This is a genomic window from Alkalihalobacillus trypoxylicola (genome assembly GCF_001590785.1).
Classification (GTDB): Bacteria; Bacillota; Bacilli; order Bacillales; family Bacillaceae_D; genus Alkalihalobacillus; species Alkalihalobacillus trypoxylicola.
Genome location: NZ_LTAO01000023.1, coordinates 355512 through 370745, shown reverse-complemented (window position 1 = coordinate 370745; position 15234 = coordinate 355512). Strand labels below are relative to the sequence as shown.

The window sequence follows — 15234 nt, the reverse complement described above, 5'->3', positions numbered from 1 at the left end:
AGATACCTCATCTAAATTCCCGTTTGTGCTTACCAAAGGGGTTTGTGTAAGTATAGTGTAATTATAAGTCTAGAAGAAGCATCTGTCTCGATTTTATTAATCGACCAAAACAAATGATGAAGGAAGGCAAAAAATAAGGTCCCAAAGGATAATCCTTTGAAACCCATTTAAGCTTGAAAGCTGGTTTTCAACTTATTTTAAGTTTAATCGTTCCAAATTTCGTCTATAGCTGATTGGAAAGGTGCTTGATACGATTCGATTAATGTTGAGACTGATACGCCTTCGCGAAGTTCATCTACAAATTCATAATAGGGCATAGAAGGATAGTAGTCGATTTGTTCGATAATCTGCATGCTTTCAGATGCTAGTCGAGCGTTGTTAATATCGTCTTCATTTGAAAAGAAGGTTTCCAAATCTGGCTGTTTCGGATAATCATAAATCGATTCAATATCATATATTTTTTCCCATAGATACACTAACTTATCAGGGTCATCAGTCCCTGTTGGGATTGTATAGTAGTTAGGGATCGTATTATGGCTGTGATAGCTTGATGCACTTGGACCTTTAGGAAATGGTAAGAAGCCGATATCATATTCAGCAAGACCTTCATTAAAGTCATTGGCCTCATAATCACTTCCTGCATACAAGAGCGTGTTTCCTTCTAAAAAGAACTGTTTAGGCTCTGTCCAGTCTCCTCCTTGGGTAGGTCTTGCGATATTTTCTGTGTCTAATTTTGAAATGAATTCTAGAACTTCCACCGTTTTGGGGTCGTCTAAAGATTGCTCATTTCCATTAACGAGACTAGCTTCATTTGAGGCTAACGCTTGAACGACTATACTGCTAGTAGCCAGTCCGAACGTATCAATATTGCCATCGTTATCTGTATCCTGGTTGGCTTCTCTTGCTACTTCTATAAAGGTCTCCCAATTCCAATTGTCTTCTTCAATATACTCTTGTAACGGCTTCATTCCCAGCTCATCGAGTAAAGTTCGGTTGTAAAAAATGCCCGAAGCAGCTCCCATGATGCCAATTCTAAAGCCATAGCCCTTTCCATCATATTGGGAAAAATCATTTGTATATTCTAAAACAAATGCATTATCGTTTGTAACATATTCATCTAACGGTTCAAACATATCCTGCTTGGTTAAAGTAGGAATCATCCATGGTCTTGGAAGTCTCATAATATCTCCAAGAGGCTCTCTTGCCATAAACGCGGCGGTCGCCCTGTCTCGGTATTCACCATAATCAACCGTAATATATTCAATATCGAAATTATGCTTTTCTTTTAATTCTTCAAGGTTTTCGAGTCGAGCTATATTGTCTGGACTATTATCAGGAATAGCCTCATCGTACCAAGATACGACCTTAATTACTCTGCCTTCCATATCAAAATCCATCTCTGGTGTTGCATTAGGATTTGAATTTTCTGCTTCTGCCTCTGGTTCATCCGAACCTTCATCAACTACATCCGTTTCATCTTCTAAGACTGGTTCTTCACTAGCTGTAGTGTCCGCATCATTACTGCAAGCAAATAGGATTAGCATTAATGAACTTAGCAATAAAACCTTCCAAATTTTCATGATAGTCCCCCTCTATAATAAATTAATAGTAAAAATCATTAAAATAAATATAGCGCTTACAATAGTTGAGCAACAACCCGATTACATGTAGTTTTTTGACCTGTGATATTCTATTTTTTATATAAAATAGAAAGAGCTGGCAGATGATGAATAGGTGGTGAGACAACTGTAAAAAATTACTAATACCAGTGCTAATAAGGGGTAGGTGACGATTAGAAAATTGATACTTGACGAAGTAAGTTTGCACCTGTAATAATATAGCTAATTAAATAAGGTACCTTTAAATCAGTCCAGAGAGGCTGACAAGGACAGCGGACATTTGCGGATGGACAGGCTTACGAATGTGATGAAATTACACACATTTGTAGGTATGATTCTGCAAATTTGAAGGCTAATTGTCAGATCTACTGATAATTAGCCTTTTTTCTGTTTGTGGTACTTAAGCTTGGAGGAGATCATCATGTTAAAAAACGACCAAGAATATTCATGGCAAGCAGTGCCTAAAACAGAGAGGAATCATTTTTTAAAGACATTATCAGTGATGCTAGGATTTACTTTTTTTTCAGCCAGTATGCTAGCTGGTGGGCAGTTAGGAATAAGTATGAGCTTTTCTCAATTTTTACTTGTTGTACTTGGTGGAAATTTGATACTAGGGTTATATACAGGAGCACTAGCACATATTGCTGCTAAAACTGGATTTTCTACTCATTTATTAGCAAAGGCTGCTTTTGGAGAAAAAGGCTCCTATCTACCTTCCTTTTTGCTAGGTTTTACACAGGTAGGCTGGTTTGGAGTTGGGATTGCTATGTTTGCTGTACCTGTCGCGGAAGTAATGGGCTGGAATGTATATGCGCTCATTTTTATATTTGGTATAGCGATGACGATATCAGCGATATTCGGGATTAAAACACTCGTCATACTTGGCTTTGTAGCTGTGCCAGCGATTGCTATTTTAGGAGGATATTCGGTTTTAGAGGGTGTAGGAGAGATAGGTGGAATCCAAGGCCTTATGAGCTATGAGCCTACTCAAACAATGGCTATCTCAGCAGCTCTTGCCATTTGTATCGGTTCATTTATTAGTGGGGGAACTTTGACTCCAGATTTTGCTCGCTTTGCGAAAACATCAACACAGGCAGTGAGTGCAACAACTATCGCTTTCTTTTTAGGAAACTCGCTCATGTTTTTATTCGGAGCAGTAGGAGCAATGGTATATGGAATAGCAGAGATATCTGAAGTCATGTTTCTACAAGGGCTAATGCTTCCGGCTATTATCGTTTTAGGTCTAAATATATGGACAACGAATGATAATGCTTTATATGCATCAGGGTTAGGATTTGCTCATATTACAAAGCTACCTAAAAAATGGTTTGTTATCATAAATGGATTAATTGGTACAATATTAGCTATGTGGATGTATAACAATTTCGTAGGCTTCTTAAATATTCTTGGAATAGCGATTCCATCGATAGGGGCTATCCTTATCATGGATTATTTTATAAAGTCTAAAGAATATCGTAGTATGAAGGAAAGAGTTTATAAAGTAGTGAATTGGCCGGCTATAATAGCATGGGCATCAGGAATCGCATGTACACAATTGCTTCCTGGAATAGCACCATTAAATGCATTAATTAGTACGGCAATCGTCTATTTAGTTTCAAGCTTAATTGCAGAGAAGAAAGCTAAAAAAAAGGAATCGGTGATAAATCATGATTATTTTGAACGCAAAGCTGCACAATAAAGAAGGGCTTTGGAATATTGAAATCGAAAAGGGACAATTTTTAACCATTACCAAGGAGGAAATAGAGAACTCCAACAAAGAAGTTTTAGATGTAAAAGGTTCATTAGTATTACCTCCGTTTATTGAGCCTCATATTCATTTAGATAGTACGTTAACGGCAGGAGAGCCATCGTGGAATGTTAGTGGAACCTTATTCGAAGGAATACAAAGATGGACAGAAAGAAAGCCGCTTTTAACACATGAAGATGTAAAAGAGCGTTCTAAAAAGGCATTAACGTGGCAGGTAGCTCAAGGAATTCAGTTTGTACGAACTCATGTAGATGTTACCGACCCAAATCTAACCGCTTTGAAGGCTTTATTGGAAGTGAAAGAGGAAATGTCTTCATTAGTGGATTTGCAGCTCGTTGCATTTCCCCAAGAGGGAATTCTGTCTTTCCCTAACGGTGTCGAATTATTAGAAGAAGCTTTAAAGATGGGGGCCGATGTAGTAGGAGGTATTCCTCATTTTGAGTTGACGCGAGAATACGGGGTCGATTCTATGAAGGTTGCCTTTGATTTAGCTGAGAAATACAATAAGTTGATTGATATTCATTGTGATGAGATTGATGATGAGCAATCAAGATTTGTAGAAGTGGTTGCGAAGGAAGCTTATGAAAGAGAGATGGGCCACCTGACCACAGCCAGTCACACGACAGCAATGGGCTCTTATAATGATGCGTATACTTCTAAACTATTTCGCTTATTGAAAATGTCTAATATTCACTTTGTTTCTAACCCTCTGGTCAATATCCATTTGCAGGGTCGATTTGATTCATATCCAAAAAGAAGAGGATTAACTCGCGTCAAAGAATTGTTAGGTGCCGGTTTGAATGTTTGTTTTGGACATGATGATATTTTTGACCCGTGGTATCCACTTGGAACTGGAAACATGCTGCAGGTTCTGCACATGGGAATCCATGCCTCGCAATTGTTAGGCTATGAGGAGATTGTTCAATCAGTTAATCTAATTACACATAATAGTGCAAAAGCATTAAATGTGGAGAATCAATATGGGATTGAGGTAGGGAAGCCGGCTCATTTTATTGTAGTAGATGCTCAAAATGAATATGAGTTAATTCGCAGACAAGCAATGGTCACTCACTCTTTTCGTGCTGGGAAACGTATAGCTGAAAACAAAGCCCCACAATCATCGATTATATGGAACGATGAAAAACAGAACATTAACTTCTCGAAATAATAAAAACATACAGTAAGTAGCTAGGGAGTAACTCTAGCTGCTTTTTTTTTGCTTATAAGTTCTAATCATCATGTGATTAACGACGAAATGGAATGCTATACATGCTCATATCCACTATAGATTATTTTATATTTTCAAGAATATAAATGATTGTTTAGTTCCACAATAAGGAAAGTATACTTCCCAAAGAGAGGATCGTTCTATGACCAAAGCATCGAGAAACAAACCAAAAGATGAGCAGACCAAATCAACCTCTACTTTAGCTTTATCTAAAAGTAATAAACAAAATATTTCTGTACTAGAAAGTACTTTTAAGAACGATAGTGATTTGATCATTAGGGAAGTATCTACCTCACTGTTCAAAAATGATTGCTCCATTGTTTATATTGAAGGAATTGCTGATTCACATAGCGTTGAAGAATTTATTATTAAGTCATTAACCGTTGAAAAAGTAAGCCACGATATTCAATTAGAGGATATACTTCAGATTAAAAAGTATATCTCGATTGGTTATATAGAAATTTTAGAGAATATCGAAACGGTTCAAGGGAGGCTGTTAAATGGTTATACAGTCTTACTCGTTGAAGGTTTTGATCACTGTCTCGGAATTGATACAAAAAGCTTTAAGGAGCGCGCTATTCAAGAGTCTGAAACAGAGGTTTTAGTGAGAGGACCAAGAGATTCCTTCACAGAAGTCATTCGAACGAATACAGCTCTAATCAGGCAACGAATTCGCTCGATTCACTTAAGGGTTATTTCTATGGAAATAGGCACTACGACCAATACCGAGGTTTCGGTTGTTTATTTGGATCATATTGCAGAGCAGGATTTAGTAGATGAAGTAATGCGTAGATTAAAAAAGATCGATATCGATTCGATTTTAGAAAGTGGATATATTGAAGAATTAATTCAGGATAAAACATTGACACCCTTTCCTACGATTTTGAATACTGAAAGACCTGATAAGGTTGCTGGTAAATTGTTAGAAGGCAGAATTGCTATCCTAGTAAATGGGACGCCTTTTGTATTGGTTGTCCCTGCTTTGTTTATAGAGTTTTATCAAGTTCCTGAAGATTATTATCAGCGATTCGATTATATTAGTTTGTTAAGAATTTTAAGGCTCGTTGCTTTATTTTTATCTTTATTAGCCCCTTCATTATATATAGCTATTACCACTTTTCACCATGAAATGCTTCCTCCTACCTTATTAGTCAGTCTGTACTCTCAGCGAGAAGGAGTACCCTTCCCCGCCTTTGTAGAAGCGATTATTATGGAAATTGCTTTTGAAATCATACGGGAGGCTGGACTAAGGATGCCTCGTGCAGTCGGACAGGCAGTATCGATTGTCGGTACGTTAGTGGTTGGCTTAGCCGCAGTTGAAGCAGGTTTAGTATCTGCAGCGATGGTTATTATTGTTGCAATTACAGCGATTTCGAGCTTTGTTATTCCAACCTTCAGCATGAGTATTTCCTTTCGAATGCTAAGGTTTCCAATGATGCTTTTATCAGCAACTTTCGGGCTTTATGGAATTGCTGTTGGCTGCTTAATTATTTTGCTACATCTTTGTAGCTTACGCTCTTTTGGAATTCCCTATATGTCTCCGATAGCGCCATTTAATTTGCAGGACCAAAAGGATAGTATCTTAAGATTGCCGATTTGGATGATGAACAAACGACCAAAGCTATTGAATCATGATAATAAAATGAGAACGAGCTCCAACTCGAACACACAAAAAATGGGCGGAAATAGCGATGAATAAAAAAATCAAAAAAATCTTAATCCTTTTTTTAGTCATTTGTACTCTATCAGGCTGCTGGAACAGTAGAGAATTAAATGAATTATCCATATCTGCTGCGTTAGGAATTGATTACACAGACGACGAGAACTTTTTAGTAACGGTGCAGGTCATTAACCCGACTGCTGTTGCTCTTCAAGAAACAGGGCAAAGTGCCTATAGCCCTGTTGTTGTCTATCATGCAGAAGGAAAAACCATTATTGAAGCATTCCGTAAGCTGACGACTCAGTTGCCAAGAAAGTTGTATCAAGCCTATACAAAAGTCATTATTTTAGGGGAAGATCTAGCCAAAAAAGGTGTGGCAGAGAGCTTAGACTTTCTCATTCGTGATCATGAGTTTAGAGCAGATTTTTATTTTTTAGTTGCTCGGAATCATCGAGCACAAGATGTATTAGAGGTCTTAACGATACTCGATAAAATACCAGCTAATGAAATACAACAATCTTTAAAAGCGTCGTTTGAGGCTTGGGGAACTACTTCATTAGTTACAGTGGATACCTTAGTGAATTCTATTATGAGCAAAGGAAATATGGGGGTATTACCAACTGTATATATAACGGGAAATCAAAAGAAAGGAGAAACGATAGAAAGTATGCAGCACAGTGTACTACCAGCTTTAACAACAAACAATGATTTAGCCGTTTTTAATGGAGATCAATTAATAGGCTACTTAAATGATCAACAAAGTAGAGGTTATAACTTTATAAAAGGAGAGATTAAAAGCACGATTGTCGATGTTCCTTGTGAAAAAGGAACAATTGGAGTAGAGGTTTTGGCTACTCAAAGTAAAATTACTGTAGAGACAAAACCAAGACCATTAAATGCCAAAATACAAATAAAAGCTGATGCGCAAATTGGACATGCAACGTGTCCTATTACGTTTGAATCGGATCAAATTATGGAGGATTTAGAGAAAAAGACAGGTGAAAAAATAAAGGAAGAAATCCATGCTTCGATTAATAAAGCGAAAGAATACGGTATCGATATTTTTGGTTTTGGTGAAAAGTTTCATGTTGAAGATAAACCATTTTGGGAAGGTGTAGAAAAAAACTGGAATGAAAAGTTTAAGGAAGTGGAAGTCGAGGTTGTCGTTGATATGAATATTAGAAGTAAAGGAAATATGACTCAATCCATCAATCATTTTCTGAAAGGAGAATGAAAAAGTGATATGGCCGCTTAAATTTGTCGTTTTGCTTATCGTTGTCATGGTGATTTTTGATGTTTTTTATTTAATTAGAAAAGGCTTGAAGCTGAAAGAATGGGCCATCTATATTGTTTTTACTATTTTTGCGTTATCTCTCCATTTCATTTTAAGTAGAAAGGGGAGCTTGCCAGATCCTTTTGATTTTATCGGATTGTTTTTTCCTGATCACTAACCTATTAAAGGAGCTAAAGTGAATGCCTATTCAAATATCTTCTTATCAATTCATGATATTAATTACTTTATACGTTTTAGGAAGCTCTATACTTGTTTTGCCATCCGCTTTAGTGGGACTAGCCAAGCAGGATGCTTGGTTATCTGCTTTAATGGCAATAGGTTTTGGTTTAATTTTCGTTTTTATTTATTCTAAGGTTTATAGAAAGGGAAATCAGCAATCATTTGGGTTACTTTTAGAAAGTGCTTTTGGAAAAGTAATCGGTGGTCTTTTCATTTTGGTTTTTAGCTTATTATCGCTTTACATAGCTAGCCTAACTTTAAGAGATGTAGGTGATTTTCTAAAGTCGCAAATCATTCCTGAAACACCTATTTATGCGATTCAATTTCTCATTTTAGTACCGGCTTTAATTGCGATGATATATGGAATAGAGGTACTAGCGAGAACGGCAGAAATACTCTTTCCAATGGTCATTATTATAGTATTTATTACCATCCTTCTATCTGTAAAGGATTTCAATTTTGATTTTTTAACTCCTATTTTAGAAGAGGGATTTCCAAGGGTTTTCAAAGGCTCATTACTAATGACATCCATACCATTTCTTGAGCTTTCCTTACTTCTCACCATATACCCAATGGTTAATCAATCAGAAAAAGCAAAAAAAGCTATGTATGTAGGCGTTATTTTTGGTGGCATTATATTAGTGTTTAAAGTCTTAATTACGATCTTAACGATTGGTCCACAGCTCACCTCTATTATTAACTTTCCGAATTTCTTTGTAGTTAAAAAAATATATATAGGTGACTTTTTGCAAAGGATAGAAGTTTTTATTGCGATTCAATGGATTATGACCTCTTTTATTAAATTGTGCTTAATGATTTATATCGGGTTAAAATTACTTGAGCATTTATTTAAATTATCAAGCTATCGTATGTTAATTTTCCCTATTGTATTTATCATATTTGCGATTGCACAAGCCGTATCTCCAAATGCAAGCTCCATTATTTATCAAGTAGGTTTACCTTGGGTTTCTTTTGTTTTTATTGTTGGTGGATTCATCCCTTTATTACTTGCTATTATGATTCGCCTAAAGAAAAAAACGATAAAAAGTTCATAATGAGGAAAGCTTGTTATATCTTTGTAAATGCGGGGTACAGCAGGCTTTTTTTGTTGGAGCAAGCAGCGATTACTGCTTATTTTTAGAAGAAAATCTTTTTTCTAGTTGATTTATGTTTGATATATGTGTATATTGTGTATATAGTATATATACAATATAATGCGAGGTTATGCTACATGCATATTATGATTTCAAATCAATCAAAAGAGCCTATTTATGAACAAATTAGTCATCAAATAAAAAACAAGATTTTAACAGGTTCTTTAGTTGAAGGGGCAGCACTTCCTTCAATGAGGCAACTAGCAAAAGAGCTACAAATCAGTGTGATTACAACCAAAAGAGCGTATGAGGAACTAGAAAAGCTTGGTTTCATTTATTCAATAGTTGGCAAAGGGTCATTTGTATCCGAACAAAATCAAGAGATTTTCAAAGAAAGGAAATTAAAAGTGGTGGAAGAAAAATTAGTGGATGCCATTCAGAATGCTAAGGATTTAAATATTTCGTTAGAAGAATTAATGGAAATGATGTCATTGCTTTACGAGGAGGAATCCTAATGGAAAACGTTATCCAGATGAATGATGTGAGTAAGAGTTTTAAGGAATTTCAATTACAAAATATGTCCTTTTCGATAAAAAAAGGCTTTGTTACTGGTTTTATTGGTGCTAATGGATCGGGGAAGACAACGATTTTGAAGATGCTATTAAACTTAATTAAGCCTGATAGTGGTCAAATTTCTATATTTGGTTTAGACCTTCAAAAGCACGAAAAAGAGATTAAAGAGAGAATCGGTGTTGTTTTTGATGAAAATATTTTATTCGAATCGATGTCGATTCATGAAATAAAAAAAATAATAGCACCTGCTTATGGAGGATGGGAAGAATCCGATTTCCAATACTATCTAGACAAATTTGAATTACCACAAAAGCAATCAATCAACAAATTTTCTAAAGGGATGAAAATGAAGGCGTCCTTGGCATTTGCCCTTTCACACCAAGCGGAGCTTCTATTAATGGATGAGCCGACTGCTGGGCTGGACCCTACTTTTCGGAGAGAGTTTTTACAATTATTACGAGAATTAATGCTAGATGAAAATAAATCTATCCTTTTCTCCTCACATATTACGACCGATATGGATCGGATTGCCGATTATATTACCTTTATTGACCAAGGAGCACATGTTTTTACAAAGGAATTTTATCAGATAGAAAAAGAGTTTGCTGTAGTTAGAGGAAATATAGAGCTTCTTGATCAAGATACAGAACGTGAATTTTTATCGATTGAAAAATCAAATTCTAGCTTTGAAGCCTTAACGAATCAAGTACTTAATGTAGAAAATCTATTTGGAGAAGAGGTTTTAATAGAAAAAGCGAGCCTAGAAGACATCATGTATTTTACGAAAAGGCGGAGAGCACATGCTTAATTTAATAAAAAAGGATTTATTTTTGCAAAGGATGAGCTTTATTTTTTATCCAATACTAATCCTAATTTACATCTTTTCTGGACTTCACCCTTATTTTATTGTCGTTTTTATTGGTTTAGTATTCTTGGCAACAGCATTCTATAGTGATCAAAAGGATAAAGCTCAATTACTCTTTCTTTCATTACCTTATACAAGGAAAGAAATCGTCAGTGCCAGGTATTTAGTTGTTTTGTTTTTTCCATTGCCTCTCATCATTATTTATTTGATAGGACATCATGTAATGAACCGTACCGACTATTCATTTGATTTCTCGATGATGGCGGTCAGTTATTTAATCATTTTAATCATTTCTGCTCTTGTTATGCCTCTAATCTATAAATTTAATTTTCAAACAGTCATTATAATGGCGGTTATCCTCATCATAGGAGGCTTTGGTGTTTTAGAGTTTATGAACGGAAAGCAGGTAGACTATATATTTGAAGCACTGTCTAACTTTTACCATCTTATAGCAGAAGGCTTCAAGAGCTTCATGATTCCTGTAGGTATTTTACTGTATGTACTATCCTGGATTTTATCAATCAAAATCTATCAATCTAAAGAGTTTTAAATAAAAAAAGGAGGAAAAGTTAATGACAGCTATTTTAGAAGTAAACCATTTAAGTAAACGCTATAAAAAGTCTGAATTTGCCTTGAGAGATGTCTCTTTAACGATTCCTAGTGGTTCTATTGTTGGTTTTATAGGTCAAAATGGAGCAGGAAAATCTACAACGATGGGAGCTGTCCTAGGAACTTTATATAAAGACCAAGGTGTAATAAGGGTATTTGGTCAAGAAATGCATACAGATAACCAGCTTCTTAAAGAGGATATTGGAGTCGTATATGATGATATGAAGCTTCCAAAGGCAATTACCATTAAGAAATTAGAAAAGGTCCTTAAACGGATTTATAAATGTTGGAATCAACGTACATTTCACCACTATATTAAACTCTTTAACTTACCTAATGATAAGAAACTACAGGATTTTTCTAGAGGAATGTCTATGAAGCTATCGGTAGCTGTAGCGCTATCTCATGAGGCGAAACTTCTCATACTGGATGAAGCCACTGCTGGTTTAGATCCTTCTGGTAGAGAAGAGGTTTTAGATGTACTAAAGGCTTTTGTAGAGAATCAAGAAAAAGGTATATTAATGTCTTCACACATTACATCAGATATTGAGAAAATTGCTGATCAGCTAGTTTTTATAAAGGATGGCGAAATCGTATTAAAGGTTGAAAAAGAAGAGCTTCTAAATAGCTATGCTATAGCTACCTGTGAGGAGAAGCAGTACAAAAAAATAGTCAATCATCATCATGTAGTGGCACACCGAAAAATAGAGAATGGAGAGGTTCAAATCCTTTTCAATAACCGTGAAGCCATTCTACCTCCATTAGAGGTTCAACCCTTTTCCATCGATGATGTTACGCTTTTATTAATGAAAGGAGAAAAACGATGAGAGGCTTAGTGCTTAATCAATATTATACAGTTGATAAGAGCTTAAAAAATTATTTCTTCATTAGTGTCCTTCTTGTAGCAGTTATGCTGTTGTCAAGCAATGATATGCTGCTCTCTATGGCTACTTGGGTTCCGATTATGTTTATGATTTCCCCTGCTTTTGAAGCATTGAAGCATGAATCTGCATCAGGCTGGAATAAATTTGTACTGACGTTTCCGATTAAAAGAAGACATGTTGTTCAAAGTCACTATTATTTCTTTTTACTATTGCTACTAGCGGGAACGATGATAACCTTTCTTTTAATCTTTGCGATGAATGAGTTTATCGGAGGAATTCAAGTGAGTGCGCTCCTGAATTCATTAATGAATGGAATGGGTATCGCGTTCATTATTGGGTATGTTTCTTATCCACTAACGTACTATTATGGTACGGAAAAATCGGATATGATTTTATATATTGGTGTATTCTCGGCTATCGGCATTTACATTTTTGCTGGTTGGCTGTTTCAACAAATCATTAGCTTAGGCTGGTTTGGTTTATCTGTAGAAGGTCATATAGATTTAATTTTTTCTTTACTATTCTTAGTTTTAAATCTAATAATCTTTATCCTTTCTTATTTTGTGACAGTGTTTATTTATCAAAAAAAGGAATTTTAAAGATATGGGTAGGTGATAGGACACTCCTATCTCTAATAACCATAGCTGGTCACCTATTTCAATTAGGTGATCAGTCTTTTCTAGTGAGTGAATAGCATAACCATTTATTTGTTCGTAAAGTTCATATTTTTATGGACAAGACCATAATATTTTTCTTCAAAAGCAAGAATTCATACCATATAATGGTAGTATATGACAATGAAGTGGTGAGCACCTTTAACGAGTGGAATATATGAGTGCTTATGATTCATTATAGAAGGAGAAGGAAGAATGAAAATCATTTTTCAAGCAGTTTTAGGATCATTATTGATTCACGTTGCTTACTATGTAAGTTTATTCTTAATAAGTAGCATAGAACCAAGTTCTAATATGCCTGAAATTGCAGAACAGTATACAAGCATTGCCTATTTAGAAACACAGGTTGCGTTTGGTGTTATCTATTCCCCTGGCTCTTTTGTATGGACCTTTTTAGCAGTAACAGCTATCTGTGCAATTATTTTATTCGCTTATAAAAAGTGGTTCAAAAAGCAAAAGCTATCACGTTAAAGAAAGTCTTATTAAGCCAAAGGGAGCTGTCACATGTAACAGCTCCCTTTTATCTATTTTAAACATTTCTATCTATACGGTTTGAAATGCAACTAGAACGGGAGTTGCTGCCCCTCCTGCGTTTGAGATAGTAATAGTTCGATTGATGGTTACTCCTGGATTTAGAGTCACCGTTGCAACCTCAATAGCGTTCTGATTAGAGCTTGTTGCGTTAGCAGGAGCTAAAGTAGGAATTTTATAAGTTATACCATCTCCGCTCCATTGTACAGCACCAAAATAGGAATCAGCACCTCGCGCAGCCAGATAAATCTTTATCGTTTTTTGAACCTGACTTCGATTTGTGAGAGTAACTGCTAGGTTATATTTTAAGCCATAATGTCCTTTATTACTGGAAGCGGGTCCTTGACTGGTTGGAGCCCCTTGTATTCTGTAAGAATTAGTCTCCGTTTGAAGGTTATCAGTAGCATTGTTACTAATGCTATGGTATTCCCATTTTTGTCCGGATGCAGCGGCTTCGTATGCTACCGAACTAGAAATGCCAGCAAATCCCCATGAGCCACGAGGGTGAATACTATTATTTTGCCCAACAAAATAGTTGACAACGGGAGTTTGATTTAAACGTAAGTTGGCGGTTGAACTATTTGCCATGACTGTACGCACTCTGTAATTCATTCCAACATTCGGAGTCGTATTGCTTATTGTAAATTCGATAACTCCCCCTACTAGTTGTCCAGCACCGACTATCCATTCTCTTACTACACCGATGCCACCTATTGGAGCAGAAGAATCCGTTGGCGTAATAGAATCCATAGTATTTCCGATTAAAGCTGAAGCAGCGCATCTACCTAAGTCTCCAATTTGACCGAAAGGACGCACTTCTATCGCATTTCTCAAATTATGAATAGAATAGGATGAAGTACCAGCATTACCTACTGTGATACCGAATTTCATAGGTGATACGGTCGAATTATAATGCCAAGCAAAAACTCTGTATCGTACACTAGAGCTGCCGGAAACGGTATCGCTCCACAAAGTTGCAAAACCATTTGTGAAGGTGGTGGTACTTGAATTAATCGTTTCTGGGTTATCCGAACAAAAAAATCGAGTAGTTTGTTCAAATGGAGAAGCGCTTGGTGTATTAGGCAAATTCGAAGGTTTAGGGATTGATACAATTGATTTAGTACTTTGATTACAAGCCATAAGTGATCCTCTTTTCTTTAAAATTATATTTTAGTAATAGGATAGATGAGGGAATTAAAGGGATGATAACAATACAATCGATCCCACGTTTGTATCTGTTATTTTAATTCGCTCTCATTATAAAAGGTAAAATCAAACTTGTTTTTACAACCGTTTTTAAATGTTAAAAGAGTCTATTTTTAAAGAGTGACCACACCTATTCAAGTACAATTGTTGAAACTGTTGACCTTACTATTGAAAGTCAAAGGTTTTAATCTCTCTTTTCAATGTTTAAATCCGGAAAGTGAATATCTGCCACTGGTTTGGGAGGATGATGAAAAAGTTCGATCATCGCTAATCGCATGCTTTGCAAGGCATCTTCCTTGGGCATTTTAATATAGCGACTATGAGAGCGCATGTCCGGTTCAAAATAATGTAAAAGTATTAATATTGATTTTTCATCTTTATTTCTTGCTTTTACTAATAAGTCCAAAAATTCACTTTCTGTGAGAGTAAATTGAGCGTCTTTCTTTTCCATTTATTCACCGCCTGTTGAGACATATTTAACTCTTTCGCTAGTTGAGCTTCAGAGTAATCTTTAATGAACAAATCCTTAATAATCCTTCGTCCCATATTGGTTGGGATTTCTCCAAGCAGTTCTTGGATTAAAATGAGATTATCTACTTCTTTAGAAGTGTGATAGTGTGGAGTGATATCTTCGATAGAACGACACTCTCTTTTACTAAGCACTCTGGCTTTATATTGTAACCGCCAAGCAATACGCTTTAATTCATTTTTATATAAGGTTACTATTTCCATAGATTGACCTCCTTTCATGTTTCACAGAATATGAATGTTTTTAGTTATCGGAACGGTGTATATAAGAAATTTAATGTTAAAAAGGCGATTATCATAATTTGTAAAGTGTAATTCAAGTAAGGTTCAGTCATAAATGGATCCTATTTAAAATTCTGTGCATGGCACTTGGGAGTTATTTCTTTTTTGGATTTGTCCATCTATATAAAAGGTTCCATTTACATATAAAAAACAGCTAATTACTCAATACTAACAGTGAGTAATTAGCTGTATTCTCTATG

At 35.6% G+C, this 15234-nt stretch carries 16 protein-coding genes; 12 read left to right on the top strand and 4 right to left on the bottom strand.

The window, feature by feature from the left end; translation table 11 throughout:
• Window positions 1-203 precede the first annotated feature (203 nt).
• A complete protein-coding gene (locus AZF04_RS14315; protein WP_061949314.1) occupies window positions 204-1580 on the bottom strand; it encodes an ABC transporter substrate-binding protein in 1377 nt (458 codons plus the stop codon).
• A gap of 460 nt (window positions 1581-2040) precedes the next feature.
• Between AZF04_RS14315 and codB the strand changes: the two genes are divergently transcribed.
• The 12 genes from codB (at window position 2041) to AZF04_RS14255 (ending at window position 12958) form a co-directional block, all read left to right on the top strand.
• The gene (gene codB / locus AZF04_RS14310) at window positions 2041-3318 is read left to right on the top strand and encodes a cytosine permease (protein ID WP_061949313.1); all 1278 of its coding nucleotides are present in this window, start codon (window positions 2041-2043) and stop codon (window positions 3316-3318) included.
• Window positions 3287-4555, top strand: coding sequence for a cytosine deaminase (gene codA, locus AZF04_RS14305; protein ID WP_061949312.1), 1269 nt, complete (start codon window positions 3287-3289; stop codon window positions 4553-4555). Before codB ends, codA begins: the two co-directional genes overlap by 32 nt.
• A 202-nt stretch (window positions 4556-4757) precedes the next feature.
• Window positions 4758-6314, top strand: a complete 1557-nt coding sequence (locus AZF04_RS14300) for a spore germination protein (RefSeq protein WP_061949311.1) — start codon at window positions 4758-4760, stop codon at window positions 6312-6314.
• Window positions 6307-7509: a Ger(x)C family spore germination protein gene (locus AZF04_RS14295; RefSeq protein WP_061949310.1), complete on the top strand. Its 1203-nt coding sequence runs from the start codon at window positions 6307-6309 to the stop codon at window positions 7507-7509. Before AZF04_RS14300 ends, AZF04_RS14295 begins: the two co-directional genes overlap by 8 nt.
• A 4-nt stretch (window positions 7510-7513) precedes the next feature.
• A complete protein-coding gene (locus AZF04_RS14290; protein ID WP_061949309.1) occupies window positions 7514-7726 on the top strand; it encodes a hypothetical protein in 213 nt (70 codons plus the stop codon).
• A 22-nt stretch (window positions 7727-7748) separates the two neighbouring features.
• Complete coding sequence (locus tag AZF04_RS14285) at window positions 7749-8843, top strand: GerAB/ArcD/ProY family transporter (protein ID WP_061949308.1); 1095 nt, start codon at window positions 7749-7751, stop codon at window positions 8841-8843.
• A 176-nt stretch (window positions 8844-9019) separates the two neighbouring features.
• The gene (locus AZF04_RS14280; RefSeq protein WP_061949307.1) at window positions 9020-9397 is read left to right on the top strand and encodes a GntR family transcriptional regulator; all 378 of its coding nucleotides are present in this window, start codon (window positions 9020-9022) and stop codon (window positions 9395-9397) included.
• Window positions 9397-10263, top strand: coding sequence for an ABC transporter ATP-binding protein (locus AZF04_RS14275; RefSeq protein WP_061949306.1), 867 nt, complete (start codon window positions 9397-9399; stop codon window positions 10261-10263). The genes AZF04_RS14280 and AZF04_RS14275 overlap by 1 nt, the downstream gene beginning before the upstream one ends.
• The gene (locus AZF04_RS14270) at window positions 10256-10870 is read left to right on the top strand and encodes an ABC-2 transporter permease (protein WP_061949305.1); all 615 of its coding nucleotides are present in this window, start codon (window positions 10256-10258) and stop codon (window positions 10868-10870) included. The genes AZF04_RS14275 and AZF04_RS14270 overlap by 8 nt, the downstream gene beginning before the upstream one ends.
• A 22-nt stretch (window positions 10871-10892) precedes the next feature.
• Window positions 10893-11756, top strand: coding sequence for an ABC transporter ATP-binding protein (locus AZF04_RS14265; protein ID WP_061949304.1), 864 nt, complete (start codon window positions 10893-10895; stop codon window positions 11754-11756).
• The gene (locus AZF04_RS14260; RefSeq protein ID WP_061949303.1) at window positions 11753-12412 is read left to right on the top strand and encodes an ABC-2 transporter permease; all 660 of its coding nucleotides are present in this window, start codon (window positions 11753-11755) and stop codon (window positions 12410-12412) included. The genes AZF04_RS14265 and AZF04_RS14260 overlap by 4 nt, the downstream gene beginning before the upstream one ends.
• A 270-nt stretch (window positions 12413-12682) precedes the next feature.
• Window positions 12683-12958: a hypothetical protein gene (locus AZF04_RS14255; RefSeq protein ID WP_061949302.1), complete on the top strand. Its 276-nt coding sequence runs from the start codon at window positions 12683-12685 to the stop codon at window positions 12956-12958.
• A 72-nt stretch (window positions 12959-13030) separates the two neighbouring features.
• Here AZF04_RS14255 and AZF04_RS14250 read toward each other — a convergent pair whose 3' ends face one another.
• The 3 genes from AZF04_RS14250 to AZF04_RS14240 all read right to left on the bottom strand — a co-directional run bounded on the left by AZF04_RS14250 (window position 13031) and on the right by AZF04_RS14240 (window position 14956).
• Window positions 13031-14158: a hypothetical protein gene (locus tag AZF04_RS14250; protein WP_061949301.1), complete on the bottom strand. Its 1128-nt coding sequence runs from the start codon at window positions 14156-14158 to the stop codon at window positions 13031-13033.
• 250 nt (window positions 14159-14408) lie between these two features.
• A complete protein-coding gene (locus tag AZF04_RS14245) occupies window positions 14409-14630 on the bottom strand; it encodes a hypothetical protein (protein ID WP_064504148.1) in 222 nt (73 codons plus the stop codon).
• Complete coding sequence (locus tag AZF04_RS14240; protein ID WP_061949300.1) at window positions 14618-14956, bottom strand: sigma-70 RNA polymerase sigma factor region 4 domain-containing protein; 339 nt, start codon at window positions 14954-14956, stop codon at window positions 14618-14620. Before AZF04_RS14240 ends, AZF04_RS14245 begins: the two co-directional genes overlap by 13 nt.
• Window positions 14957-15234 lie beyond the last annotated feature (278 nt).